Source organism: Allokutzneria albata, assembly GCF_900103775.1.
In the GTDB taxonomy this organism is placed as follows: Bacteria; Actinomycetota; Actinomycetes; order Mycobacteriales; family Pseudonocardiaceae; genus Allokutzneria; species Allokutzneria albata.
Genome location: NZ_LT629701.1, coordinates 5,335,795 through 5,359,187, shown reverse-complemented (window position 1 = coordinate 5,359,187; position 23,393 = coordinate 5,335,795). Strand labels below are relative to the sequence as shown.

The window sequence follows — 23,393 nt, the reverse complement described above, 5'->3', positions numbered from 1 at the left end:
GGTTGGCCCGTGCATCCCTGGTTCGACGACAACACCTGGCAAGATCCACAGTGGACGGCCGAGGAGCTGTTGGCCCGCAAGGGTTCCCAGCGGATCAGCGTCGTGCTCCCCGCGCTGGACGAGGAGGCGACCGTCGGCGCGATCGTCGCCGCGCTGGTGCCGATGCGCGGGCTGGTCGACGAACTGGTCGTCGTGGACTCCGGCTCCACCGACCGCACGGTGGAGGTCGCCGAGGCGGCGGGCGCCCGTGTGGTGCACCGCGAGGACGTCCTGCCCGAGCTGCCACCGGTTCCCGGCAAGGGTGAGGTGCTGTGGCGCTCGCTCGCGGCGACCTCGGGCGATCTCGTGGTGTTCTTGGACTCCGATCTGGTCGACTTCGACCCGGGGTTCGTCGTCGCGCTGCTCGGGCCGCTGCTCACCCGCCCGGACGTCCACCTGGTCAAGGGGTTCTACCGCCGCCCGCTGCGCCTGGAGAGCTCCGGCGGTGGTCGGGTCACCGAACTGCTGGCCCGGCCGGTGTTGTCCGCGCTTCGCCCGGAGCTGTCCGCGATCATCCAGCCGCTGGGCGGTGAGTACGCGGCGCGCAGGTCGTTCCTGGAGTCGGTGCCGTTCGCGGCGGGCTACGGCGTGGAGATCGGTCTGGTGCTCGACGCCCACACCCGCTTCGGCCTCGCCGGGCTCGCCCAGGTCAACCTGGGGGTGCGCAAGCACCGCAACCGCTCACTGGCGCAGCTCGGCGTGATGGCCAGGCAGATCCTCGGCGCCGCGTTGTCCCGGTGCGGCGGCGCGGCGGCCGACAGCGCGGACTTCGTCCAGTTCACCCAGGTCGCGGGGGAGTGGTTGCCGGAGACCACCGCGATCGCGCTCACCGACCGGCCGCCGATGCGCGCCGTCCTGGGGATAAGTAGCGGCACTACCTTGAACGGGTGCGGAGCACTACACTTCCCGGTGTGAAGTCAGACGCCTTGCGCGGGCATTTGGACGCTCTGCTGCTGGCCACCCTGGACGGCAGGGAACTGCACGGGTACGCGATCATCGAGGCGTTGCAGCTGCGCAGCGGCGGAGCGCTCGACCTCCCGACCGGAACCGTCTACCCGGCGCTGCGCCGCCTGGAGCGCGCGGGTTTCGTGCGCAGCGAGTGGAGCACCGTCTCCGGCAGACAGCGGCGGACCTACAAGCTGACTTCGTCCGGCGAACGCGAACTGGCCAACCAGCGCACGGCGTGGCGGGAGTTCACCGTGGCCATCGAAGGCGTTCTCGGGAGCGGCCCATGGCCGGCCAAAGCCTGATCGACGACTACCTCGACCGGCTCGGGGCCCGGCTGGACGGGCCCCGGGCCGCGAAGGCCGAACTGCTCACCGAAGCCAGGAACGGCCTCGAGGACGCCGCGTCCTGCTACCGGGACGCGGGTTTCCCCGACACCACGGCGCAGGCCCGCGCGGTGGCCGAGTTCGGCCCGCTGGCGCTGATCGCCGACGAGTACCAGGAAGAGCTGGCGGTGGCGCAGGGCGCGCGCACGATGCGGGCACTGCTGGCCGCGATGCTGGTGGTCCACGTGCTCTTCATGGGGCGCTGGCCCACCTCGCCGTCCTGGGTTCCGGTGCTGGCCACCGCGGTGAACTACGCGTGGGTCGTGGTGGCGGTGCTCGGAGTGCTCGCGCTGGTCGCGGGGCCGCGGCTGCGCAGGTGCCAGCGGTCCGGCCGGTCCTTCGGGCGGCTCGCCGGGTCGTTCAGCACCGGTGCGCTGGCCGCCTGCGTCGTGCTGCAGGGCACGTTGATCACCGCGACCGCGTACGTCAACCTCGGCCTGCTGCTGTCCCCGGCGATCCTGGCGACGCTCGGCATCGGCCTCGTGGTGATGGTGCGGCTGGTCGGCATGACCCGGCGGTGTTTCACCGTGTCGGCCGCGGCCTGAGGGCTGCCCGCCGCGGACGTTCGTGCCACGATCTTCGGCGTGACCACCGCTCTGATCTACCTCCTGATCATGATCCTCGTGGCCGCAGTGGTGTTCCTGCTGGCATCACTGGTCTTCGGTCGAGGCGAGGAACTGGCCCCGCTGCCCCCTGGCGCGTCGCCGACCCAACTGCCCGCGTCGGGTGCGCGCGGCGACGACCTGCGCGCGTTGCGCTTCCAGCAGTCCGTGCGCGGCTACAAGATGTCCGAGGTGGACTGGGTGCTCGACCGCGTGGCCGGGGAGATCGACGCGCTCCGGGCGCGGGTGGACGAACTGGAACAGCAGTTGGCCGAGTCCACCGAAGACGTCCGATCATGACCAGACTCGTCCACCAGGTCGCCGTCGCCGCACCGGTGGAGACGGTCTGGGCCGCGGCGACCGACTGGGACCGGCAGCACGAGTGGATGCTCGGCACCACCGTGCGCGTGACCAAGGGAGACGGCCGCAGCGTCGGCTCCACGCTCGCCGCGTTCACGGGCAAGGCCGGCGTCGGCTTCACCGACCACATGGAGATCACGGTGTGGGATCCGCCGCACCGCTGCCAGGTCCTGCACACCGGCTGGCCGGTACGCGGACCAGGCGTCTTCGCGGTGCGGCCGGACGGTCCGGGGCGGTCCCGGTTCGTCTGGGGCGAGGACCTGTACCTGCCCCTCGGCGTGGTGGGCGCACTCGGCTGGCCGTTCGTGCGGCCCTTCTTTGTCGGTGGTGTGCGGTACTCCTTGAACCGGTTCGCCGAGTTCTGCGAGGAGTACGCGTGAATGCCATCGAAGTCCGGACGCGCTGCGGCTGGGTCACCTCGGCGCCGGAGTACATCGACTACCACGACACGGAATGGGGTGTTCCGCTCCGCGGGGAACGCGAACTGTTCGAGCGGGTCAGCCTGGAGGCGTTCCAGTCCGGGCTGTCGTGGTTGGTGATCCTGCGCAAGCGGGAGAACTTCCGCGCCGCCTTCGCCGGGTTCGACCCCGCCGTGGTGGCGGAGTTCGGTGACGACGACGTGGCGCGCCTGCTCGCCGACGCGGGAATCGTGCGCAACAGAGCCAAGATCGACGCCACGATCGCCAACGCGCGCGCCGTCGCCGGGCTCGACGTGCCGCTGGACGAGCTGCTCTGGTCCTTCGCCCCGCGGTCCTCGCCGCGACCGTCCACTTTGGCCGATGTGCCCGCGGTGACGGCCGAGTCCAAGGCGATGGCGAAGGAGCTGAAGCGCCGCGGCTTCAGGTTCGTCGGCCCGACGACGTGCTATGCGCTGATGCAGGCCACCGGCATGGTCAACGACCACGTGGCCACCTGCTGGCGCGCCTGAACCGCCGCCGTGGAGGTGTCTTCGAGACCGGGGACTCAGAGGCCGGTGAAGCGGGCTTCGCGCTTGTCCACGAAGGCCTCGACGGCCTCGCGGTGATCGGCGGTCTGCCCGGTGGCGGCCTGGGCGGCGGCTTCCTCGGCCAGCGCCTCGGTGAGGTCCGCGCTCGCGGCGGTCAGCATCTCCTGCTTGATCCTGGCGTAGGCCGTGGTCGGTCCCGCGGCCATCCGCGCGGCCAGTTTCTGGGCCTCCGCAAGGACTTCGCCGTCGTCGACGACGCGGGTGACCATGCCGATCCGCAGCGCCTCCTCCGCGCCGACCGGCTGCGCCAGCAGCATCAGCTCCATGGCCCGCCCGTAGCCGATCAGTCTCGGCAGCGTCCAGGACGCGCCCGAGTCCGCGGCCAGGCCGACGTTGGCGAAGGCCAGCAGGAACTTCGCCGAGCGTGCCGCGATGCGCAGATCGCACGCGTAGCTCAGCGAGGCGCCCGCGCCCGCCGCCGTGCCGTTCACCGCGGCGATCACCGGCTTCGGCATCCGGAAAAGCGCCTGGGTCAACGGGTTGTAGTGCTTCTCGACCGTGCTCAACGGCGCGGGATCACCGGAGGAGAGCAGCCGCACGTGCTCCTTGAGGTCCTGACCCGCGCAGAACGCCCGGCCCGCTCCGGTCAGCACGAGCGCCCGCACCGCGGGATCACCCGCCGCGTCGTGCAATGCGGCGAGCAACTGTTCCTTCAGGGCGACGGTGAGTGAATTGAAGGCATCCGGCCGATTCAGGGTGAGCGTTCGGACGCCGTCGCTGTCGCCGACCAGAAGTTCGGCATCGTGATTATTCTCACGGTCCAGTCCCACGCTGATCTCCGTTTTCCGCTCAGGCGCTCGATGATGTTCGGGTGGTGCCGAGACAGCTCTCGATGAATTCGTTGGTGGCCACCGCGAGCCGTTCGGTCTGCTGGTCGAAGAACCGCGCCGCGGTGTGCCCCGGCCAGTCCGCCGGCAGTAGTTCGGGCGGCAGGCTGGGATCGCGGAAGAGGAACTTCCGCCAGGCGTGCAACAGTTCCTGGGACACCGCGAATGCCGCCGACTGATGAGTTGGGTCCACAGTGGACACTCGGCCGGACCAGTCCTCGACGAAGCTCTGGTAGTCCGCCCCGAGCGCCTCGAGATCCCACGCCCGCCCGGCCAGTTCGGCGTCGTCGCCGTCGTGCTCGCCGTGGAAGATCCGCGCCGCCACGCCCTCGACCGCGAGCAGATCGGTCAGTTCCGGTGACGGGCGTGGGGAAATCCAGGTGACCGGACCGAGTTCGCCGTACCCGATCAGTTTCAGCGAGGAGGTGAGCTGGTCTCGCCTCGGCCGGGCAGGGAGGTCCTCGAGCACCACGACGTGCCACCGACCATCCCAAGTGGACGGTCGGGTGCGGAACACCCTGGCGCTGGCCTCGTCCAGCCGCTTCTCCGCGCGGGCGGTCATCGCGTAGCCGGGCCCCGCGGGCAGCCTGACCGGCCGCAACCAGCCCTGGCGGACCGTGCGCGAGACCGCGGTGCGCACGGCCGGCGGCGCGAATCCGAGTGGTTCGAGTAACCGCACCAGGGCGGCAATGGTCGCGGTGCCACCCCGCTGCCTGAGGTGTCCACCGTAGACATCGAACAACGCCGAACGTGCCCGCACGAAGGGCGATTTTGGCAGTGAATTGCCTGCTCGGCCACCACCCCGGAACGGACGCGTGCTGCGGCGTTGTGCATCGACGGAGACACGAAGTGATCGGTTCGGTTTCTCCGTTGCGGCCATATGGGGGAGAATGAGCTCCATAAGCGGCACGTCGGGGGATGTGTCGTGGGGAAGAAGTTGACGGAGGGAGCACGCTATGGCGGCCATGAAGCCCCGGACCGGCGACGGTCCCCTTGAGGTCACCAAGGAAGGACGCGGCATTGTGATGCGCGTTCCGCTGGAAGGTGGGGGCAGGCTCGTCGTTGAGATGTCGGCAGAGGAGGCCAGCGATCTAGGCGACGCACTGAAGGCGGCCGCCGGCTGATCCCACCGCCCAGTCCTGGCTGGGCGCGGCCCGGCCACCCCGCAGTCCACCGAGTCCCCGGCGCGTCCCGCACGCGACCCGGGGACTCGTTGTCGTGAAGTCGTCCCCGTTCTCGAGGAGTGCCAGTGCCCCCGGTGTCGCCGTCCGTGCCCACCCCGTTGCCGCGCGTGTCGGTGACCACCAAGGTCCGCCGTGACGGCCTGCGCGCGTTGATCGCGGCCGCGGGGCCGGAGCTGCGGTCCGGCACCCTGGACGTGGACCTGCTCGGCGCCCTCGCGGCGACCGGTGCCGCGGCCGAGGTCAACCCGCTCCCGTTGACCAAGGGCCCCGGCTGGCTGGTCGGCGTCGGCGACGGCACCCCGCGCGACTGGCGGGCCGCCGGTGCCGCCCTGGTCCGCGCCGCCACCGCGCGGGCCCGCGCGCTGGACGAGGCGCCACGCCCGGTGCAGGTCGCGCTTCCGGGTGATCTTGAGCCGGACCTGGCCGGCGAGTTCGCGCTCGGCGCCACGCTCGGCGGTCACGAGCTGAAGGTCACCGGTGAGCGCCCGCACCGGGTGAAGGCCGTCGAGCTGCTCAGCGACTCCCCGGCGGTGGCTGAGGCCGTCGCCCGCGCGGTGACCCTGGCCGAGGCGACCGCGCTCGCCCGCGACCTCGCGGGCACCCCCTCCAACATCAAGAACCCCGCCTGGCTGGCCGAGACGGCGCGCAGGACGTGCGCCGCACTGGACGTGAAGGTCCGGGACGAGGCATGGCTGGCCAAGCACGGCTTCGGCGGCGTCCTCGCGGTCGGCGGCGGCTCGGCCAGCCCGCCCCGGCTGGTCGAGCTGTCCTGGAACCCGGCCGCGGCGAAGAAGGACACCCCGCACCTGGTCCTGGTCGGCAAGGGCATCACCTTCGACACCGGCGGCATCTCGATCAAGCCCGCCGAGGGCATGCACCTGATGCGCACCGACATGTCCGGCGGCGCCGCGGTGATCGCCGCGCTGCGCGGGATCGCGGCGCTCGACCTGCCGATCCGGGTGACCGGTCTCGTTCCGTGCGCGGAGAACCACGTCTCCGGCTCGGCCTACCGCCCCGGTGACGTCGTGCGCCACTACGGCGGGACCACCACCGAGGTCACCAACACCGACGCCGAGGGCCGCATGGTGCTCGCCGACGCCCTGGCCTACGCCGTGCACAAGCACGCCCCCGACGTGATCGTCGACGTCGCGACGCTGACCGGGGCGATGAAGGTCGCGCTCGGCCTGCGCACCGGCGGTGTCTTCGCCACCTCGCCCGAGCTGGCCGAGCGGATCACCACCGCGGGCGCCGACGCGGGCGAGACCTGGTGGGAGATGCCGTTGCTGGAGGCGCACGCCGCCGACGTGCGCAGCGAGATCGCCGACCTCCGCCAGTGCCCGCCGGGCCCCGGTGGTGTCACCGCCGCGCTGTTCCTCCGCGAGTTCGCCGCGGGCCTGCCGTGGGCGCACCTGGACATCGCGGGCCCGGCGCGCGCGGAGAAGGCCTACGACGAGGTCAACCCGGGTGGCACCGGCTTCGCCGCCCGCACCTTGATCAACCTCGCCGCCTCCTACCTTCCCTGATGCGCGACTGAGAGCGCTCAGCGGTGGGCGTGGGAGACGGCGAAGTCGCGGAAGGCCCGGCCGGCCGCGGGGATCGGCCGGCCGGCGACCCAGACCAGGCCGACCGTGCGCGTGGGGCGCGGGGTGATCGTCAGCTCGACCACGCCCCGCGTCGGCGGGTCGGCGCGGGGCACCAACGCCACCCCCAGGCTCGCGCTGACCAGGCCGCGCACGGTGTCCACGTCATCGCCCTCGAAAGCCAGCCGCGGGGTGAAACCCGCTGCGGCGCAGAGCTTGTCGGTGACCTGGCGCAGGCCGTAGCCGGGTCTCGTCGTGACGAACGCGTCCTCGGCGACCTCGCGCAGCCGCACCCTGCGCCGAGCCGCGAGGCGGTGATCGGCGGGAACGGCGAGCACGAGTTCCTGTTCCACCCAGGGACAGGTCTCCAGACCGGGCTCGTCCACCGGCATCGGTGAGGTCAGCGCGAGGTCGATGGCGCCTTCCCGCAGCTTCTCCAGCACCGTCGGGTGGGCGTTCTGCATCAGGGTGAAGCGGACAGTGGGCCTGCGGCGCTTGAACTCCCGCAGCAACGCGGGCACCCAGGGCGACATCGTCCGCAGGAAGCCGAAAGCCACGTGCCCGCCCTTCGGATCGGCCTCCTCGGCGGCGCGGCGGCAGCCCGGTTCCAGTGCGCCGAGCGACTGCGTTGCCGCCTCGGCGAGCATCCGGCCCGCGCGGGTCAGCTGGACACCGCGGCCGGAGCGCACCACGACGGGGGCGCCCAGCGAGCGACCGAGTTCGGCGAGCCAGCGGCTGACCGTGGGCTGCGGGACCGCGAGACGCTCGGCCACGCGGGTGATGTGCTGCTCTTCGGCGAGGGCGCGCAGCAGTCGCAGTCGCGGCGCCAGCTCGGTGACCAGCCGTTCCACCCGATCATCCATGAATGAGTAATTTACCGCTGAATTCAGTATTGGACGTATTAAAGTTCTCCTGCCAGCGTGTTTGGACGTGGCTCAGCACAGAAATCGACGCATCGGTCTGGCCGTTCTCGCGGCGGGTTTGGCGACCTTCGCCGTGCTTTACGCGCCGCAGCCGGTCCTCCCGCTGCTCGCCGCCGAGTTCCGCCTCGGCCCCGGTGAGGTTTCCGCCGTGGTGAGCGCGGCGACGCTGAGCCTGGCGCTGGCGGTGCTGCCGATGGCCGCGCTGTCGGAGGTGACCGGCCGCAAGCCGATGATGCTGGCCTCCGTGGTCGCCGCCGTGCTGATCGGACTCGCGCTGCCGCTCGCGCCGGACTTCGGCAGCCTCATCGCGCTCCGCGCCGTGCAGGGGGTCGCGATCGCCGGGCTGCCCGGAGTCGCGATGGCTTACATGGCAGAGGAAATCGGCCTCGCGGGTCTCGGTGCGGTGATGGGGCTGTACGTCGCGGGCAACACCACCGGAGGCATGTCCGGCAGACTGCTGGCCGGAGTGCTCGGCGATGTCGTCGACTGGCGGTTCGGGCTGTTCGCCGTCGCGGTGCTCGCCGCGCTGTGCGCCGTCGCGATGGCCTTGCTGATGCCCGCTTCCCGCGCGCAGGCGCGACGAACCTCGTTGCTCGCCGGATTACGTGGAGCCACAAGGGATTCGGGGCTGTACGGGCCGTACGCGGTCGCGTTCCTCGGCATGGCGGCGACGGTCGCGGTGTACAACGTGATCTCGTTCCGGTTGATCGCCGAACCGTTCCGCCTCGCGCCCGGCCTCGCCGCGTTGGTCTTCCTGGGCTACCTCTTCGGCGGAGTCGCCTCGGCGATCGCGGGCCGGATGGCCGACCGGCTCGGCAAGCCCCCCGTTTTGCTGGCAGCACTGGGAACCGCGGTCGTCGGGATGCTGATGACCTTGCCGGACAAGCTCTTCCTCGTGCTGCCGGGGATCGCGTTGCTGTCCGCGGGTTTCTTCGCCGCGCACGCCGTCGCGAGCAGCTGGATCGGTGCGCGTGCGGCGCCTGGGGCACGCGCGCAGGCGTCGGGCGTGTACCTGCTGGCCTACTACCTCGGCAGCAGCATGGGCGCGTCGGTCGCGGGCTGGGTGTACGGCGCGGGCGGGTGGACCCCGGTCGCCCTGGTCGACTGCGCGTGGCTGGTGGTGGCCGGGCTGGCCGTCGTCAGGGTTCGAGCCGCAGGTCGATCGGCGCCCCCGTCGGTGCCAGCTCCAGCTTCCCCAGCGCGGGCAGGGTGACCGAGCCTGCGTCGATGGTGACCTGCGCGGAGGTGAGCTCCGCGGGCACCTCGAAGACGACCGCGGTCGGGAACAGGCCGCCGTCGAAGCGCTTTCCCACGAGCTTCGCCTTGCCCCCGCCCGGCAGCTTCAGCGCGATGCGGTCCGCGGTCAGGTACCCGGCCAGCTCCTCGGGCAGGTCGGTGCCGGTCACCTGGAGCTGCACCTCCAGCAACGCCTTGTTCATGCCGGTGGGCGCGATCAGACCGAGCTTGCCCGACTCCGCCTGGCGCACCGGCCGCTGCCAGCCGAGCCGGACACCGCTGACGCCGAGGTTCGCCGTGCCCGAGACACCAACGAGCTTGAAGGACAGGGACTGCGTCGCAGAAGGGGACTTCACCGTCCCCAGCTTCCTGCGCAGCACCGCGGGCAGGTCGTACGCCGGCTTGCCGCTCGGCAGCTCGACGGCCTGCTCCAGCAGCGACTGCACGTTGGAGTTGAGCACCAGCTTCGGCGGGGCCCCGCCGCCCTGCTCGGGAAGGGTGAACACCACGAAGATCGACCCGTTGTCCGGCAGCTGCGCCTTGGGCAGGTCGCGCCAGCCCCCGGGCAGGTCCAGCGCGATGCCGGGGACCGGAGCGCTCCCGTTGACCCACGGCGCCGACGTCAGCTCCTCGTCGAGCCGCTTGCGGTCCACGCGCAGGCGCAGCACCCACAGCCGCTGCCCGCGCTCCGGGTGCAGCACGCCGCCGTTGTCCGGCAACGGGAAGCTGCCGGGCATGCCCCAGCCCTTGCCCTCCACCGCGGCGAAATCGTCGCGCAGGTAGACGGCGGTGGCGTCGTTCAGACCCAGTTCGACATTGCTGCGCTTCCCGTTGTCGGGCAACACGGCCAGATAGCCGGGCCCGGCATTGCGTTCGCTCTGCGCATGGGGTTTCCGCGAGGTGCCGTCGGGCCGCACGATCTCCGTTCCCGGCGTCGTGGCCTGTCCGGGCGCGGGCACCTTGGGAGCCTCCAGCTCGACCCGGTCGCCCTTGGTGAGCACCGGGATCGGGATCCAGTCCGGCGCGGGGCCGGTGCCGGGGACCTGGACCGGCCCGCACCACAGCTTCGACTCCACGGGCACGTAGTACTCGCCCTGCTCGGCCTCCGCCTTGGCGAACCAGCACCGCACCGAGCCATCACCGGAGCGGGCGACGCGTTGCTGCTCGATCGCGGTCGCCACTGCCTCCTCACCCGCCTTCAGCAGCGCGTCGGCGTTCGGCAGGCGAAACCCCTGCAGGGTCACCTCGATCGGCCCGCTCGGTTTCGGGGCGGGCGGGGGCGTCGGTGGCGGCGTCGGCTCCTGGGGGAGGCCGCAGCCCCCGGCCAGTGCCAACAGCAGCACGAACACCGCCTGGCCGTGACGAGGACGCGACACCAAGGAGCTCTCCGGTAGCGAGTGGGAAATCGAACCCGACTACCTAGATGCGCGCGAGAGCCCTCTCGGGTTGCACTCGGATAAATTTACTGAACCCTATTTGCGGCCGGAGTTCGCCGCGTGGTATACGGCGACCGTCTGTTCGGCCACGCTCGCCCAGGAAAACTCCTGCACAGCGCGCTCGCGCCCGGCCGCGCCCATGTCGGCGGCCCGAGCCCGGTCACCGAGCAGTTCGTTGACCGAATCCGCGAGTTGTGTGTGGAAGGTCTCGACGTCGTGCTCGTCGTAATGCGCGAGCAGTCCGGTGCGCCCGTGGTCGACCACCTCGGGGATGCCGCCGACGTCGGAGGCCACCACCGCGGTCCCGCAGGCCATCGCCTCCAGGTTCACGATGCCCAGCGGCTCGTAGACCGAGGGGCAGACGAAGACCGTGGCGTGCGAGAGGAACTGCCGGACCTCGGCGGGCTGGAGCATCTTCTGGATCCAGAACACCCCGGGCCGCGCGGCCGCGAGCTCGGAGACGGCGCGCTCGGTCTCCTCGGCGATCTCCGGGGTGTCCGGGGCGCCCGCGCACAGCACGATCTGCGCGTCCCGGTCGATGCGGTGCGCTGCCGCGATCAGGTGGCCGACGCCCTTCTGCCTGGTGATCCGGCCGACGAAGACCACGGTCGGCCGGTCCGGGTCCACCCCGTGGGCGCGCAGCGCGTCGTGCTCGGCCACCGGGTGGTAGGACTGCGTGTCGATGCCGTTGCGCACCACGTGCACGCGGGCCGGGTCCAGTGCGGGGTAGCAGTCGAGCACGTCGGCGCGCATGCCCGCGCTCACCGCGATGATCGCGTCGGCCGACTCGTAGGCGGTCCGCTCCACCCACGAGGAGAGCTGGTAGCCGCCGCCGAGCTGCTCGGCCTTCCACGGGCGCCGCGGTTCGAGGGAGTGCGCGGTCACCACGTGCGGGATCCCGTGCAGCACCTTGGCTATCTGGCCCGCCATGTTGGCGTACCAGGTGTGCGAGTGCACCAGGTCCACGCCTTCCACCGCGGCCACCATGGACAGGTCGACCGACAGCGTCCGCAGCGCCGCGTTGGCCCGCTCCAGGCCCGCTGCGGCGGTGTGGGCGTGCGCGTCGGCGCGGGTGCCGCCGAAGCAGTGCACGTCCACGTCGATGAGCTCACGCAGCCGAGGAACCAGGAAACCGACATGTACCCCTGCCCCGCCGTAGACCTCCGGCGGGTACTCGCGGGTCAGCAGACCGATGCGCACGCCGGGAAACGCTAGCCGCTCTGCGGCAGCCGGGTGAACGTGGCGCGACACCTGGCCAAGCCGTGACCCGATGCGGTGGCCATCCGGTGATCTGCCCGGATAGGGTCACCGACTGTGAAGGGGCAGCCTCACGTCCTCGGGATCGTGCTGGCCGGTGGCGAAGGGAAGCGGCTGTGGCCGCTGACCGCCGACCGGGCCAAACCTGCGGTGCCCTTCGGGGGCAACTACCGGCTCATCGACTTCGTGCTCTCCAACCTGGTCAACGCGGGTCTGACGCAGATATGCGTGCTCACCCAGTACAAGTCGCACTCGCTGGACCGGCACATCTCCACCACCTGGCGGCTGTCCAGCGTCCTCGGGCAGTACATCACCCCGGTCCCGGCGCAGCAGCGGCTCGGCCCCCGCTGGTACACCGGCAGCGCCGACGCGATCTACCAGTCGCTGAACCTGGTCTACGACGAGCGGCCCGACTACATCGTGGTCTTCGGCGCCGACCACGTGTACCGCATGGACCCGTCCCAGATGCTGGAGCAGCACATCGCCACGGACGCGGGCGTGACCGTCGCGGGCATCCGCGTCCCGCGCGCCGAGGCGAAGGCGTTCGGCTGCATCGACTCCGACGCCAGCGGCCAGATCACCCGCTTCCTGGAGAAGCCCGCCGACCCGCCGGGAACGCCCGACGACCCCGAGGTCACCTTCGCCTCGATGGGCAACTACGTCTTCAGCACCGACGCGCTGCTCGACGCCCTGCGGGAGGACGCGGCCAACCCCGACTCCGACCACGACATGGGTGGCGACATCATCCCGGCGCTGGTCGCCGCGGGCCGCGCCGCCGTCTACGACTTCGCCGACAACGTGGTCCCCGGGGAGACCGAGCGCGATCGCGGCTACTGGCGCGACGTGGGGACCATCGACGCCTACTACGACTCGCACATGGACCTCGTGTCCGTGCACCCGGTGTTCAACCTCTACAACCAGGCGTGGCCGATCCGCACCGCGACGCCGCCGCTGGCTCCCGCCAAGTTCGTCCAGGGCGGCACCGCCCAGGACTCGATCGTCGGCCCGGGCACGATCATCTCCGGCGCCCAGGTCACCAACTCGGTGGTGGGCGCGGGCGTGATGATCGAGGCGGGCGCGCAGGTGGACGGCAGCGTGCTGCTCCCGGGCGTGCACATCGGCAAGGGCGCGGTGGTCCGCCGCGCGATCCTGGACAAGAACGTGATCGTCCCCGACGGCGCGCAGATCGGCGTCGACCTCTCGACCGACCGCGAGCGCTACACCGTCAGCAACGGCGGCGTCGTGGTCCTCGGCAAGGGCGTGCGCGCCGAATAGCCCCGGTCAGCGCTTGGCAGCGGCGAGGAGGCCGTCGCCGACCGGGAGGAGCACGGGCACCAGGCGCTCGTCCTCGCGGGCCAGCCGCGCCACCTCGCGCAGCGCCGTCGTCGCCGTGTCCTGCTCGGTGGGGTCCGCGACGCGGCCGCTCCACAGCGCGTTGTCGAAGACGATCACCCCGCCGGGGCGGAGCAGCCGGATGCCCTCCTCGAGGTACTTCGGGTACTCCGCCTTCGACCCGTCCACGAAGACCAGGTCGTAGCCGCCGTCGGTGAGCCGGGGCAGCACGTCCAGCGCCTCGCCGTGGATGAGCCGGGTCCGCCCGGAGGGGAAGCCCGCCGCGGCGAACGCCTGGCGCGCGGCGCGCTGGTGCTCGGGCTGGATGTCGATCGAGGTGAGCACGCCGTCGGCGACCATGCCGCGCAGCAGCCAGATCCCGCTGGTGCCCGTGCCCGTTCCGACCTCGACGACCGCCTTCGCCTGCAGCGCCGCCGCGAGGAAGCTCAGCGCCGCGCCGCCGGTCGCCGCGATCGGGCTGCACCCGAGCTGGCCGCCCCGCTGCCGGGCGAGGCTGAGCACCTCGTCCTCCACGAGGTAGTCCTCCACGTACTCGCGAACCGCCGGCGCGAAAAGGGACGGGGTGTCGGCTGCCACGCGAGCAGGTTAGCGCCGCCGCCCGCGCACCGTTGACGAACGTCACCGGTCCGGCTTTCTCAGGCTGCTCTCAGCCGACTCTCAACATCGCCACACCAGAGTGAGGCACCGTAAGTCGTGTAGATGAGCGAAGAGAACTCGGCATGGCACCGGTCACCCACGGGAACACAGCGGGTCTCCTCAACGTTCACGAGTAGGGCAGACAAGCCCGCCATGGAGGTGCCTACCCGCCCGATGCGAACGCAGCCTTTGACCCCGGCGACCACCGCCGGCGCGACGACCGTGACTCCCGACGCGGCCAACTGGACGCCGCCGTCGTGGGACGACGTGGTCCGGGAGCATGCGGACCGCGTCTACCGGCTGGCCTACCGCCTCACCGGCAACCAGCACGACGCCGAGGACCTCACCCAGGAGACCTTCATCCGGGTCTTCCGCTCGCTCGCCTCCTACAAACCGGGGACGTTCGAGGGGTGGCTGCACCGGATCACCACCAACCTCTTCCTGGACATGGCGCGCCGTCGCACCCGGCTGCGGATGGAGGGGCTCCCGGAGGACACCGACCGGCTCGCGGGCAACGACCCGTCGCCGGAGCAGGTCTACTCCGACACCCATCTCAGCCCGGACCTGCAGGCCGCGCTCGACGAGCTGCCGCCGGAGTTCCGCGCCGCGGTCGTACTGTGTGACGTGGAAGGTCTGTCCTATGAGGAGATCGGCGCGACGCTCGGCGTGAAGCTGGGCACCGTCCGGTCCCGCATCCACCGTGGACGGCAGGCGCTGAAGGCGGCGCTGGAACGCCGTCGGGCACAGGAGGACTTTGCATGACCCCGGAGGTCTCGTCATGAGCGACCTGCGCGCTTGGGCTTTCGCCGAGCAGCACCTGAACCCGGACGCGCTGGTCGCGTTCGTCGACGGTGAGCTCTCGGCGCTCGCGCACGACAGGGCGTCCGCGCACCTCGCGCGGTGCTCCTGCTGTGCCGCGGAGGCCGCCGCGCAGCGTCAGGCTCGTGCCGCGGTGCGCACGGCGAGCATGCCGGGCCTGCCCTCCGGGCTGCTGGACAGCCTGCGTTCGATCCCGCAGCAGGTCGAGCTCCCGCAGGGGCCCGACGAGCTCGCGGTCACCCCGGACGGCCAGCTCGTCGCGGTGCTCCGGCCCTCCCGGATGCGCGCGAGCGAGCCGCCCGCCGGGCTCGGTCCGTCCGGACTGGGCTCGTCCCCGATGCTGGGTTCCTCGCCGATGCTGGGCGAGGGCTCCTCGGTGCTCGGCCGCCGTCGTCAGGGCACCGGGGTGGTGGTGTCCGGCCTCGTGCTCGGCGTCCTCGCCCTGGTCAGCCCCGCGGTCAGCGACTTGGTCGACAACCAGTGGCCGACCCCGCCGCAGCCGGGCGCCCGCGCCGCGGAGGACCCCACCCGCGCGCCCGAGCCCGTGCCCGGGGTGCTGTCGTCGCTGAACTCGCTGTCGCCGAGCGCGGCGACGTCCTTCGGCGGGTTCCTCAACCGCTGAGCGACCCCGCTACGCGGACTTCACCGCCCACCAGGCACGCTAGGGGCGCTTCAGCCCTGTCAGGACAGCGCCGCACGCCCGGGGAACGATGAGCCAGCAGCCCAACCACCGCCAGCCGCCGAACGCCCGAGGGCACAACCGCCTCGGTCCGCGTCCGCTGGAGCAGCCGCCCGTCGATCCGGCGCAGGCGGCGGCCTTCGGTCGCCCGGCAGGAGTGGACAGCGCGTTCGCCCCCAGGGCCGACCGTGAGCGCAACGGCTCCTTCACCCTCGTCGCCCCGCCGCCGGAGGCGCTGGCCAAGGCGTTCAGCCGTCCTCCCGGCAACGGGGAGCTGCTCCAACGCCCGCCGGGGGACCCCGGGGGCGCCGCGCCCGTCGCGGACCCCGAGCAGCCCTTGTGGGCCGACAACGGCGGCGGCTGGCGCGATCCCACCGCGGGCGCTGCCCTCGGTCCGCCCGCCGTGGCCGCCGAGGAGAAGTCCGAACCGGTGGTCGTGCGCGAGGCGGGCGCCCGGCTCTCCGCCCGCGAACTGCTCTTCGGCCGCAGACTGTCCACGTCGGGCGCGCTCGCGCTGGCGGGCATCGTGCTGCTGATCGCCGCGGTCGGCGGTGTCGTCGGGCGGCTCACCGCCGAGGACGGCAACGTGCTGACCAGCTCAGGCGTCACGCTCTCGCCGGTCTCCCCCGGGGTGGAGCGACCGCCGGGCTCGGTCTCCGACGTGGCCAAGCGGGTGCTGCCCTCGGTGGTCTCGATCGAGGTCGTGCTCGGCGACAAGGGCGGGACCGGCTCCGGCGTGGTGATCGACGGCCAGGGCTACGTGCTGACCAACAACCACGTGGTGGACATGGCGGTCAACGCCCAGGCCGCGAAGGTGGAGGCGATCTTCTCCGACGGCAGCCGGGTGCCCGCCCGGGTGGTCGGCGCCGATCCGAAGACCGACCTCGCGGTGATCAAGGTCGAGGTGCGCAACCCGACCGTGGCCCAGGTGGGCCGCTCCGCCGACCTCCAGGTGGGCGACGCGGTGATCGCCGTCGGTGCCCCGCACGGCCTCGCGGGCACCGTGACCACGGGCATCGTCAGCGCGAAGAACCGGGCGATCCGGCTGGACACCGACCTGGTGATCAACGCGATCCAGACCGACGCGGCGATCAACCCCGGCAACTCCGGCGGCGCGCTCATCGACTCGCGCGGCGCGCTGATCGGCATCAACACCGCGATCTACAGCACGTCGAAGGGTTCCATCGGCCTCGGCTTCGCCATCCCGATGGACGAGGCGACGCAGATCGCGCAGTCGCTGATCCGGACCGGCTCGGTGAAGCACGCCGACCTCGGCGTCGACGCCAAGTCGGTGACCGCGGACACCTCCAGCGGGGCCCAGGTGCAGAACGTGCGCCAGTCCAGTGCCGCGGCCGCCGCGGGCATCCAGGAGGGCGACGTGATCACCAGGGTCGGCGACCGCGCCATCGCCAACGCCGACGACCTGGTCGTGGCGGTGCGGCAGCGCAAGATCGACGAGACGGTGCCGGTGCAGATCGTGCGGCAGGGCCGCCAGCTCACCCTGAACGTGACGCTGAAGTCCGACTGAGCGGTGGCTGACCCGGCAGGCCGGGCCAACTAGGCTGGCCTGGACGCCTGACGAGGAGGTGCGGGGTTGTTCGAGAGCATCGGCTGGCTGGAGATCCTGGTCCTGGTGGTCGCGGCCCTGTTCATCCTCGGGCCGGAGCGGTTGCCGGAGGCGGCGAGCTGGCTGGCCAGGAACCTGCGCAAGCTCCGCGACTACGCCACGGGCGCCCGCCAGCAGCTGAAGTCGGAGATGGGCTCGGACTTCGAGGAGTTCCGCAAGCCGATCGAGGACCTGCGAGACCTGAGGAACAACCTCAACCCGCGGCAGGCCGTGCGCAGCTTCTTCGAGGACGACGAACCCGGCTACCGGAGCAACGGCAACGGCAGCTACACCCCGCCCGCCGTGGACCCCACGCCGCCGCCGTCGTCCGCCCCGCAGCGCCCCCTGTCCTACGGCGAGCGCCCGCCCTTCGACCCCGACGCCACCTGACCCGGCGGGGTCAGCCGGCCTGCGCCAGGGGCCGGGGCCCGTCGTGGTCGACGACGCCCCGACCCGGACGCTGGGTCAGCGGCCCGCGGGGGTGACGGACAGCATCCGCCCGGCGAGGCCGCGGGCACGGGTGCCGAGGCGCTTGGCCACCTCGCGCAGGACCTGGGACGCGGGGGACTCGGGGTCGGAGATCACCAGCGGCACCCCGGCGTCGCCCGCCTCGCGCAGGCGCGGGTCGAGCGGGACCTGGCCCAGCAGCGGGACGTCGGAGCCGAACGCCCGGGTCAGGGAGTCCGCCACGATCTGGCCGCCGCCGCTGCCGAAGAGGTCGAGACGGGTGCCGTCCGGCAGCTCCATCGGCGACATGTTCTCCACGACGCCGACCACGCGCTGGCGGGTCTGCAGCGCGATCGCGCCCGCCCGCTCCGCGACCTCGGCCGCAGCCTGCTGCGGGGTGGTCACCACCAGGATCTCCGCGTTGGGGATCAGCTGCGCCACCGAGATCGCCACGTCACCGGTGCCCGGGGGCAGGTCGAGCAGCAGCACGTCGAGGTCGCCCCAGAACACGTCGGCCAGGAACTGCTGCAGCGCGCGGTGCAGCATCGGCCCGCGCCAGACCACCGGGGTGTTGCCGGGGGTGAACATGCCGATGGAGATGACCTTCACGCCGTGCGCCTGCGGCGGCATGATCATCTGCTCCACCTGGGTGGGCTTGCCGTCGGCGCCGAGCATCCTGGGCACCGAGTGGCCGTAGATGTCCGCGTCGACGACGCCGACCGACAGCCCGCGCTGGGCCAGCGCGGCGGCCAGGTTCACCGTCACGCTGGACTTGCCGACCCCGCCCTTGCCGGAGGCCACGCAGTAGACCCTGGTCAGCGAGCCCGGCTGGGCGAACGGGATGACCGGCTCCTTGGCGTCGCCGCGCAGCTTCTGCCGCAGCTCGGTGCGCTGCTGGTCGCCCATCACGTCCAGGCTCACCTGGACCTCGCGGACGCCGGGGACCTGGGACACCTCGGCGGTGACGTCCTTGGTGATCTTGTCCCGCAACGGGCAGCCCGCGACGGTCAGCCACACCACGACCGACACCACCCCGTCGGCGACGACGGAGACGTCCTTGATCATGCCCAGTTCCGCGAACGGCTTGCGGATCTCCGGGTCCTGGACGCGTCCCGCGGCCGCGCGAACGGCCTCGATGTCAATGGTGCTCACGAGTGCGGACACCGACCTTCCGGTACCGATTGGCTTGCTGGAGCGGCTTACCCCCGCTCGGACCATGCTACGGCCGGTTCAGCTACCCGGTGCTCACCGGCTGTGTGCCTTGCGGCACGGGGGCGTTGAGCAACCGGAAGGACGCGCTCCGTAACATGGATTCGTGTCAGATTCGGGAACTGCTCGATTACCGACCAGTGGGGAACTGACCGCCTGGCGCTCGTTCCTGCGGGCGCACGCACGCGTGACGCGATGGCTGGAGACGGAACTCATCGCGGAGCAGCGGCTTTCCCTGGCGGCCTACGACGTTCTCGTGCAACTGGCCGGAGCGCCTGAGTACAAGCTCAGAATGACCGAGCTCGCGGAACTCGTCCTGCTCTCCCGCTCGGGGGTGACCCGGCTGGTGGACCGCCTGGAACGGGCGGGGCTGGTCAGCCGGGAACGCGCGGACAGCGACGGTCGAGGCGTCGTCGCCGTGCTCACCGAGCGCGGGCTGGAGCGGCTGCGGGCCGCCGCGGCGACGCACATGCGCGGCATCTCGCGGCACTTCGTGGCGTTGCTGGACAACAAGGAGCTCGACGCGCTCGGGCACACCTGCGGCAGGCTCGCCGATGGCGAACTCCCCGTCACGCAGCCCAAGAGAGCGCAGGCCTAGCGCGTCTCCGCGGGCTCGCCGTCCCACCGCGCGGCGTCGTCGACGGCATGAGAGCGCTTGCCCCGCTTGGCTTTTCCCTCGAGAAGGTCGCCGCGCAGCCGGTCCAGCTCGGTGCGCAGGAAGTCCCGCGTCACCGACTCGCCGACGGCCAGCCGCAGCGCCGCCAGCTCACGCGCCAGGTACTCGGTGTCGGCTTTCGTGCGCTCCGCCCGCGCCCGGTCCTCCTCGAGCGAGACGCGGTCCCGGTCGTCCTGGCGGTTCTGCGCCAACAGGATCAGCGGTGCCGCGTAGGCCGCCTGGGTGGAGAAGGCCAGGTTGAGCAGGATGAACGGGTAGGGGTCCCACCGCAACGAGACCGCGAGCAGGTTCACGGTGATCCACACGACCACCAGCACCGTCTGCCAGAACAGGAAGGTGCCGGTGCCGAGGAACCGCGCGATCCGCTCGGAGAACCGGCCGAACGCCTCGGGGTCCAGGTCGAAGGACAGCCTGCGCGGTTGGCGCGGCTGGTCGAGGCGGCGGCGCGGGTGCAGCTCGGGCATGGCCTCGCTCCTCAGCTCTCGGAAATGACAGCGGTCTCCGGGAGCCCGCTCTCCCGCCAGTCGTCCGGCAGCAGGTGGTCGAGCACGTCGTCGACGCTGACCGCGCCCAGCAGGTGCTCCTGGTCGTCGACCACCGGCGCGACGACCAGGTTGTACGCGGCGAAGTAGCGGGTGACCTCGCCGAGGGAAGCGTTGGGGGACAAGGAACCCAGGTGATGGTCCACCATGCCCGCGACGAGGTCGAACGGGGCTTCGCGCAGCAGCCGCTGGATGTGCACGCAACCGAGGTAGCGGCCGGTCGGCGTGGCCTGCGGCGGTCGCGCGACGAAGACCATGCTGGCCAGCGCCGGGGTGAGGTCGGGGTTGCGCACGCGCGCCAGCGCCTCGGCGACGGTGGCGTCCGGCGTCAGCACCACCGGTTCCGGGGTCATCAGGCCGCCCGCGGTGTCGTGGGAGTAGGCGAGCAGCCTGCGCACCGGCGCGGACTCCTCCGGCTCCATCAGCGACAGCAACCGGTCCTTGTCGAAGTCGGGCAGCTCGGCCAGCAGGTCGGCGGCGTCGTCGGGGTTCATCGCCTCCAGCACGTCCGCCGCCCGGTCCTCGTTGAGGTGGGTGAGCAGGTCCTTCTGGTCCTCCTCCGGCAGCTCCTCCAGCACGTCGGCGAGGCGTTCGTCGTCCATCGCGTCGGCGACCTCGTAGCGCCGCTTCGCGGGCAGTTCGTGCAGCGCGCTCGCGACGTCCACCGCGCGCATCGTGTCGAAGAGGGCCATGAGCTCCTGCGCGCCCTGCGGCTGCGCGCTGATCTCGGCGAAGCCGAGGCCGGTGACGCCCTCCCACGGCACCACCTGGATCGGGCCCCTGCGGCTGAGCCGCCCGATGCGCTCCCGCACCGCGAGCTTCGTGATCACCCAGTCCCGCGTCCGGGTCTGCTCCATTCCGGCGTCCACGACCACGGCGGATGCTCCGTCCGAGGTCACGGTCACGCGCGCGTCGAGCAACTCCCCGAGGACCATCACCTCGTTGGGCCGTTGGTGAAAATGGCGCAGGTTCACCATTCCGGTCGCTAGCGTCACCGCGTTGGCCTCCAACGAGGTCACCCTCAGCATCGGAACGAAGATGCGGCGCCGGGTGATCAGCTCGACCACCATGCCGAGCACGCGCGGCGGTTGCCGGTCCAGCCGGAGCCCGGCGACCACGTCCCGCACCTTGCCGACGGACTCCCCGTCCGGCCCGAACACCGGCAGCCCGGCGAGCTGTGCGGCGAAGACCCTGCTAGTGCCTGCCACACCGGCAACACTAGTGTCCGGAACATGATCGAGCCTGGTGACGCGCGCCTCCGCTACGACGTCGTGGACGTCTTCACCGACCGTCCCTACGCCGGTAACCCGCTCGCCGTGGTGCACGGGGCCGACGAGCTGGACACCGATCAGCTGCAGCGGATCGCCCGCCAGTTCAACCTCTCCGAGACGGCCTTCCCGATGCGGCCGACCCGGCAGGGCGCCGATTACCGGCTGCGGATCTTCACCCCGGCGAAGGAGCTGCCCTTCGCCGGTCACCCGAGCGTCGGCTCGGCGTGGGTGCTCGCCAGGGACGGCGTGATCGGTGTCGGCGAGGCCGTGCAGGAGTGCGGGGCCGGGCTGCTGCCGATCTCGGTCGACCAGGCCGGTGCGACGCTGACCGGCGGCGCCGCCCACGTCGGCGCGGACCTGTCCGCCACCGCGCTCGCCGCGGCCGCGGGCCTCGAACCGTCCGATGTGGACAGTGCGGGCGAGCCGGGGATCGCCGGCTGCGGGATCGACTTCGCCTACCTGCTGGTGCGGCCCGGCGCCGTGTCCCGCGCCGTGGTCGCCGAGGCGGCGGCGAAGCGGGCCGGAGTGCCGCACGGCCTGGTCGTGGCGTCCTACGACCGTGAGACCAACGCCGCTCACGCGCGCATGTTCGCGCCCCAGCTCGGCGTGCGCGAGGACCCCGCGACCGGTTCTGCCGCGCTCGGGCTCGGGGTGTGGCTGGCCTCCCGCGGTCTCGTCGCCGACGGGGACACCCGCTACGTCGTCAGCCAGGGCGCCGAGATCGGCCGACCGTCCACTTTGGACTGCATCGTGTCGGTGCGCGATCGCGAGGTCATCAAGGCAACCGTCCGCGGCGGCGTCGCCCCCGTCGCCTCCGGCACCATCGCCATCCCCTGACCGCGTTTACGCACTGAATGAGTCATTCGGTGCGTTCAAGTACCCCGATGACTCATTCAGTGCGCAAGCGGTGGCGTGGGGACGAGGCGGTGGACGGTGGTCCACGAGGGCGGAGCGGACAGCGACGGGCGGTTGAGGCGGGCGGTGGCCAGCGCGGCGGTGACGGCCTCGTCCGGGGTGACCGCCTCGACGGCCACGGGCACGTCGACGAGGTGGGAGTGGGTGCTGGGGGAGCGGACGGTGACCGTGGCGGTCGCGGCGCCCGCCAGCCCGGGGACCTCCTGCTCCTCCGGGCCGGTCGCGAGCCAGACGGCCCCGTCCCGCCACAGGGCCCAGACCAGGCGCGCGGGGTGGCCCTCCGGCCGGACCCAGACCGCCGCGGCCTTGCGCAGCGCCGCGTCCAGCAGCCGGGTGATATCCATCCGGGCAGCATGCCACGGCTGTGAAAGGCGCCTCAGCGAGTGGTCGCGCCGGACCGGGCGTGCCAGCATCACGCGTGTTACCCGTCGGTACAAGGAGGTCCGCAGTGGTTGATCGCCGGCGTCCCCGCCGCTCTTGCCTGGCCGTCCCGGGGTCGAGCCAGAAGATGATCGACAAGGCTCGCGGCCTCCCGGCCGACCAGGTCTTCCTCGACCTGGAGGACGCGTGCGCCCCGCTGGCCAAGCCCGGCGCGCGCAAGACGATCGTGGCCGCGCTCAACGAGGGCGGCTGGGAGGGCAAGACCCGCGTGGTGCGGGTCAACGACCTCACCACCGAGTGGACCTACCGCGATGTCGTCGAGGTGGTCGAGGGCGCGGGCGCGAACCTGGACTGCATCATGCTGCCCAAGGTGCAGACGGCCGCCCAGATCGCCTGGCTGGACCTCACGCTGACCCAGATCGAGAAGACCATGGGCTACGAGGTCGGCCGGATCGGCATCGAGGCGCAGATCGAGAACGCCAAGGGCCTGGTCGAGGTCGACGCGATCGCCACGGCCTCGCCGAGGATCGAGACGATCATCTTCGGCCCGGCCGACTTCATGGCCTCGATCAACATGAAGTCCCTGGTCGTCGGCGAGCAGCCGACCGGCTACGACGTCGGCGACGCCTACCACTACATCCTGATGCGCATCCTGATGGCCGCGCGCGCCACCGACGTGCAGGCCATCGACGGGCCCTACCTGCAGATCCGCGATCTCGACGGGTTCCGCAGGGTCACCGGCCGCTCCGCGGCGCTGGGCTACGACGGCAAGTGGGTGCTGCACCCCGGCCAGATCGACGCCTGCAACGAGCTGTTCAGCCCGCGGCAGGAGGACTACGACCACGCCGAGAACATCCTCGACGCCTACGACTGGTTCACCTCGGAGGCGGGCGGCAAGCGCGGCGCGGCCATGCTCGGCGACGAGATGATCGACGAGGCCTCCCGCAAGATGGCGCTGGTGGTCTCGGCGAAGGGCAGGGCGGCCGGGATGACGCGCACCGACCGCTGGACACCGCCCACCGAATGAGCGCGTCGTTCGGTCGAACAGGCACTCCTGGGGACCGCGGGGACGCGATAG

Annotated in this window: 27 protein-coding genes; 17 read left to right on the top strand and 10 right to left on the bottom strand. The window is 71.7% G+C overall.

The genetic code is table 11. The features are described 5' to 3' along the window. Positions 1 to 9 precede the first annotated feature (9 nt). Genes BLT28_RS23975 through BLT28_RS23950 form a run of 6 tightly spaced genes read left to right on the top strand, consistent with a single transcriptional unit; the run spans position 10 to position 3,260 of the window. Entirely contained in the window at positions 10 to 954 is a 945-nt protein-coding gene (locus BLT28_RS23975) for a glucosyl-3-phosphoglycerate synthase (RefSeq protein ID WP_052406917.1), read from the top strand. Further along, complete coding sequence (locus BLT28_RS23970) at positions 951 to 1,289, top strand: PadR family transcriptional regulator (RefSeq protein ID WP_030427661.1); 339 nt, start codon at positions 951 to 953, stop codon at positions 1,287 to 1,289. The genes BLT28_RS23975 and BLT28_RS23970 overlap by 4 nt, the downstream gene beginning before the upstream one ends. Further along, on the top strand, positions 1,271 to 1,915 hold the full coding sequence (locus tag BLT28_RS23965) for a permease prefix domain 1-containing protein (RefSeq protein ID WP_052406918.1): 645 nt from the start codon (positions 1,271 to 1,273) through the stop codon (positions 1,913 to 1,915). The genes BLT28_RS23970 and BLT28_RS23965 overlap by 19 nt, the downstream gene beginning before the upstream one ends. Positions 1,916 to 1,954: 39 nt before the next feature. Then, the gene (locus BLT28_RS23960; protein ID WP_030427663.1) at positions 1,955 to 2,272 is read left to right on the top strand and encodes a DivIVA domain-containing protein; all 318 of its coding nucleotides are present in this window, start codon (positions 1,955 to 1,957) and stop codon (positions 2,270 to 2,272) included. Beyond that, positions 2,269 to 2,712: an SRPBCC family protein gene (locus tag BLT28_RS23955; RefSeq protein WP_030427664.1), complete on the top strand. Its 444-nt coding sequence runs from the start codon at positions 2,269 to 2,271 to the stop codon at positions 2,710 to 2,712. Before BLT28_RS23960 ends, BLT28_RS23955 begins: the two co-directional genes overlap by 4 nt. Positions 2,713 to 2,717: 5 nt before the next feature. Further along, positions 2,718 to 3,260, top strand: a complete 543-nt coding sequence (locus tag BLT28_RS23950; RefSeq protein WP_156050603.1) for a DNA-3-methyladenine glycosylase I — start codon at positions 2,718 to 2,720, stop codon at positions 3,258 to 3,260. A gap of 35 nt (positions 3,261 to 3,295) precedes the next feature. On the opposite strand, the gene BLT28_RS23945 is transcribed toward BLT28_RS23950, so the two are convergent. Together BLT28_RS23945 and BLT28_RS23940 are read right to left on the bottom strand one after the other, a co-directional pair. Further along, on the bottom strand, positions 3,296 to 4,102 hold the full coding sequence (locus tag BLT28_RS23945; RefSeq protein WP_030427666.1) for an enoyl-CoA hydratase-related protein: 807 nt from the start codon (positions 4,100 to 4,102) through the stop codon (positions 3,296 to 3,298). A 25-nt stretch (positions 4,103 to 4,127) separates the two neighbouring features. Continuing rightward, the gene (locus tag BLT28_RS23940) at positions 4,128 to 4,925 is read right to left on the bottom strand and encodes a PaaX family transcriptional regulator (RefSeq protein WP_043810259.1); all 798 of its coding nucleotides are present in this window, start codon (positions 4,923 to 4,925) and stop codon (positions 4,128 to 4,130) included. 196 nt (positions 4,926 to 5,121) lie between these two features. Between BLT28_RS23940 and BLT28_RS23935 the strand changes: the two genes are divergently transcribed. Next, positions 5,122 to 5,289 (top strand): DUF3117 domain-containing protein, encoded by a 168-nt coding sequence (locus tag BLT28_RS23935; protein ID WP_075944083.1) that lies wholly within the window; start codon positions 5,122 to 5,124, stop codon positions 5,287 to 5,289. Between the two features lie 125 nt (positions 5,290 to 5,414). Continuing rightward, positions 5,415 to 6,872, top strand: coding sequence for a leucyl aminopeptidase family protein (locus BLT28_RS23930; RefSeq protein WP_231950398.1), 1,458 nt, complete (start codon positions 5,415 to 5,417; stop codon positions 6,870 to 6,872). Between the two features lie 17 nt (positions 6,873 to 6,889). On the opposite strand, the gene BLT28_RS23925 is transcribed toward BLT28_RS23930, so the two are convergent. Next, positions 6,890 to 7,792, bottom strand: a complete 903-nt coding sequence (locus BLT28_RS23925; RefSeq protein WP_030427669.1) for a LysR family transcriptional regulator — start codon at positions 7,790 to 7,792, stop codon at positions 6,890 to 6,892. Between the two features lie 67 nt (positions 7,793 to 7,859). Here BLT28_RS23925 and BLT28_RS23920 point away from each other — a divergent pair, with 67 nt between their 5' ends. Then, positions 7,860 to 9,065, top strand: coding sequence for an MFS transporter (locus BLT28_RS23920; RefSeq protein ID WP_231950397.1), 1,206 nt, complete (start codon positions 7,860 to 7,862; stop codon positions 9,063 to 9,065). On the opposite strand, the gene BLT28_RS23915 is transcribed toward BLT28_RS23920, so the two are convergent. Together BLT28_RS23915 and glgA are read right to left on the bottom strand one after the other, a co-directional pair. Next, the gene (locus BLT28_RS23915; RefSeq protein ID WP_156050552.1) at positions 8,992 to 10,464 is read right to left on the bottom strand and encodes a hypothetical protein; all 1,473 of its coding nucleotides are present in this window, start codon (positions 10,462 to 10,464) and stop codon (positions 8,992 to 8,994) included. The genes BLT28_RS23920 and BLT28_RS23915 overlap by 74 nt on opposite strands. A 96-nt stretch (positions 10,465 to 10,560) precedes the next feature. Further along, positions 10,561 to 11,724, bottom strand: a complete 1,164-nt coding sequence (gene glgA / locus BLT28_RS23910) for a glycogen synthase (protein ID WP_030427672.1) — start codon at positions 11,722 to 11,724, stop codon at positions 10,561 to 10,563. A 114-nt stretch (positions 11,725 to 11,838) separates the two neighbouring features. Between glgA and glgC the strand changes: the two genes are divergently transcribed. After that, a complete protein-coding gene (gene glgC, locus BLT28_RS23905; protein WP_030427673.1) occupies positions 11,839 to 13,056 on the top strand; it encodes a glucose-1-phosphate adenylyltransferase in 1,218 nt (405 codons plus the stop codon). A gap of 6 nt (positions 13,057 to 13,062) precedes the next feature. On the opposite strand, the gene BLT28_RS23900 is transcribed toward glgC, so the two are convergent. Beyond that, on the bottom strand, positions 13,063 to 13,710 hold the full coding sequence (locus tag BLT28_RS23900) for an O-methyltransferase (RefSeq protein WP_197683895.1): 648 nt from the start codon (positions 13,708 to 13,710) through the stop codon (positions 13,063 to 13,065). Between the two features lie 234 nt (positions 13,711 to 13,944). On the opposite strand from BLT28_RS23900, the gene sigE reads away from it, so the two are divergent. The 4 genes from sigE to tatB all read left to right on the top strand — a co-directional run bounded on the left by sigE (position 13,945) and on the right by tatB (position 17,264). Then, entirely contained in the window at positions 13,945 to 14,532 is a 588-nt protein-coding gene (gene sigE / locus BLT28_RS23895) for an RNA polymerase sigma factor SigE (protein WP_156050554.1), read from the top strand. 16 nt (positions 14,533 to 14,548) lie between these two features. Further along, complete coding sequence (locus tag BLT28_RS23890; protein WP_030427676.1) at positions 14,549 to 15,211, top strand: hypothetical protein; 663 nt, start codon at positions 14,549 to 14,551, stop codon at positions 15,209 to 15,211. Between the two features lie 88 nt (positions 15,212 to 15,299). Further along, positions 15,300 to 16,796, top strand: coding sequence for a S1C family serine protease (locus BLT28_RS23885; RefSeq protein WP_030427677.1), 1,497 nt, complete (start codon positions 15,300 to 15,302; stop codon positions 16,794 to 16,796). A gap of 66 nt (positions 16,797 to 16,862) precedes the next feature. Continuing rightward, positions 16,863 to 17,264, top strand: a complete 402-nt coding sequence (gene tatB / locus BLT28_RS23880; protein WP_030427678.1) for a Sec-independent protein translocase protein TatB — start codon at positions 16,863 to 16,865, stop codon at positions 17,262 to 17,264. A 75-nt stretch (positions 17,265 to 17,339) separates the two neighbouring features. Here tatB and BLT28_RS23875 read toward each other — a convergent pair whose 3' ends face one another. Next, positions 17,340 to 18,473, bottom strand: coding sequence for an Mrp/NBP35 family ATP-binding protein (locus BLT28_RS23875; protein WP_231950396.1), 1,134 nt, complete (start codon positions 18,471 to 18,473; stop codon positions 17,340 to 17,342). 163 nt (positions 18,474 to 18,636) lie between these two features. Here BLT28_RS23875 and BLT28_RS23870 point away from each other — a divergent pair, with 163 nt between their 5' ends. Further along, complete coding sequence (locus tag BLT28_RS23870; RefSeq protein WP_030427680.1) at positions 18,637 to 19,128, top strand: MarR family winged helix-turn-helix transcriptional regulator; 492 nt, start codon at positions 18,637 to 18,639, stop codon at positions 19,126 to 19,128. Here BLT28_RS23870 and BLT28_RS23865 read toward each other — a convergent pair. Both BLT28_RS23865 and BLT28_RS23860 read right to left on the bottom strand, forming a co-directional pair. After that, positions 19,125 to 19,670 (bottom strand): DUF1003 domain-containing protein, encoded by a 546-nt coding sequence (locus BLT28_RS23865; RefSeq protein ID WP_030427681.1) that lies wholly within the window; start codon positions 19,668 to 19,670, stop codon positions 19,125 to 19,127. The two genes, BLT28_RS23870 and BLT28_RS23865, sit on opposite strands and share 4 nt — an antisense overlap. Before the next feature lie 11 nt (positions 19,671 to 19,681). Next, positions 19,682 to 20,956, bottom strand: coding sequence for a magnesium transporter MgtE N-terminal domain-containing protein (locus BLT28_RS23860; protein WP_030427682.1), 1,275 nt, complete (start codon positions 20,954 to 20,956; stop codon positions 19,682 to 19,684). A gap of 24 nt (positions 20,957 to 20,980) precedes the next feature. Between BLT28_RS23860 and BLT28_RS23855 the strand changes: the two genes are divergently transcribed. Continuing rightward, positions 20,981 to 21,856 carry a PhzF family phenazine biosynthesis protein gene (locus BLT28_RS23855; RefSeq protein ID WP_030427683.1) on the top strand — a complete coding sequence of 292 codons (876 nt, stop codon included), beginning with the start codon at positions 20,981 to 20,983 and terminating at the stop codon, positions 21,854 to 21,856. 56 nt (positions 21,857 to 21,912) lie between these two features. Here the strand turns inward: BLT28_RS23855 and BLT28_RS23850 are convergent, their stop codons facing one another. Beyond that, positions 21,913 to 22,278 carry a hypothetical protein gene (locus tag BLT28_RS23850; protein ID WP_231950395.1) on the bottom strand — a complete coding sequence of 122 codons (366 nt, stop codon included), beginning with the start codon at positions 22,276 to 22,278 and terminating at the stop codon, positions 21,913 to 21,915. 104 nt (positions 22,279 to 22,382) lie between these two features. Between BLT28_RS23850 and BLT28_RS23845 the strand changes: the two genes are divergently transcribed. Then, positions 22,383 to 23,342 carry an HpcH/HpaI aldolase/citrate lyase family protein gene (locus BLT28_RS23845; protein ID WP_030427685.1) on the top strand — a complete coding sequence of 320 codons (960 nt, stop codon included), beginning with the start codon at positions 22,383 to 22,385 and terminating at the stop codon, positions 23,340 to 23,342. The last annotated feature ends 51 nt before the right edge of the window (positions 23,343 to 23,393 follow it).

Excerpts from the sequence above, each read along its gene's own strand:
- BLT28_RS23965 (WP_052406918.1), top strand. The coding sequence starts at position 1,271 with ATGGCCGGCCAAAGCCTGATCGACGACTACCTCGACCGGCTCGGGGCC.
- BLT28_RS23955 (WP_030427664.1), top strand. The coding sequence starts at position 2,269 with ATGACCAGACTCGTCCACCAGGTCGCCGTCGCCGCACCGGTGGAGACG.
- BLT28_RS23935 (WP_075944083.1), top strand. The coding sequence starts at position 5,122 with ATGGCGGCCATGAAGCCCCGGACCGGCGACGGTCCCCTTGAGGTCACC.
- BLT28_RS23925 (WP_030427669.1), bottom strand. The coding sequence starts at position 7,792 with ATGGATGATCGGGTGGAACGGCTGGTCACCGAGCTGGCGCCGCGACTG.
- sigE (WP_156050554.1), top strand. The coding sequence starts at position 13,945 with ATGCGAACGCAGCCTTTGACCCCGGCGACCACCGCCGGCGCGACGACC.
- BLT28_RS23890 (WP_030427676.1), top strand. The coding sequence starts at position 14,549 with ATGAGCGACCTGCGCGCTTGGGCTTTCGCCGAGCAGCACCTGAACCCG.
- BLT28_RS23885 (WP_030427677.1), top strand. The coding sequence starts at position 15,300 with ATGAGCCAGCAGCCCAACCACCGCCAGCCGCCGAACGCCCGAGGGCAC.
- BLT28_RS23865 (WP_030427681.1), bottom strand. The coding sequence starts at position 19,670 with ATGCCCGAGCTGCACCCGCGCCGCCGCCTCGACCAGCCGCGCCAACCG.
- BLT28_RS23855 (WP_030427683.1), top strand. The coding sequence starts at position 20,981 with ATGATCGAGCCTGGTGACGCGCGCCTCCGCTACGACGTCGTGGACGTC.
- BLT28_RS23850 (WP_231950395.1), bottom strand. The coding sequence starts at position 22,278 with ATGGATATCACCCGGCTGCTGGACGCGGCGCTGCGCAAGGCCGCGGCG.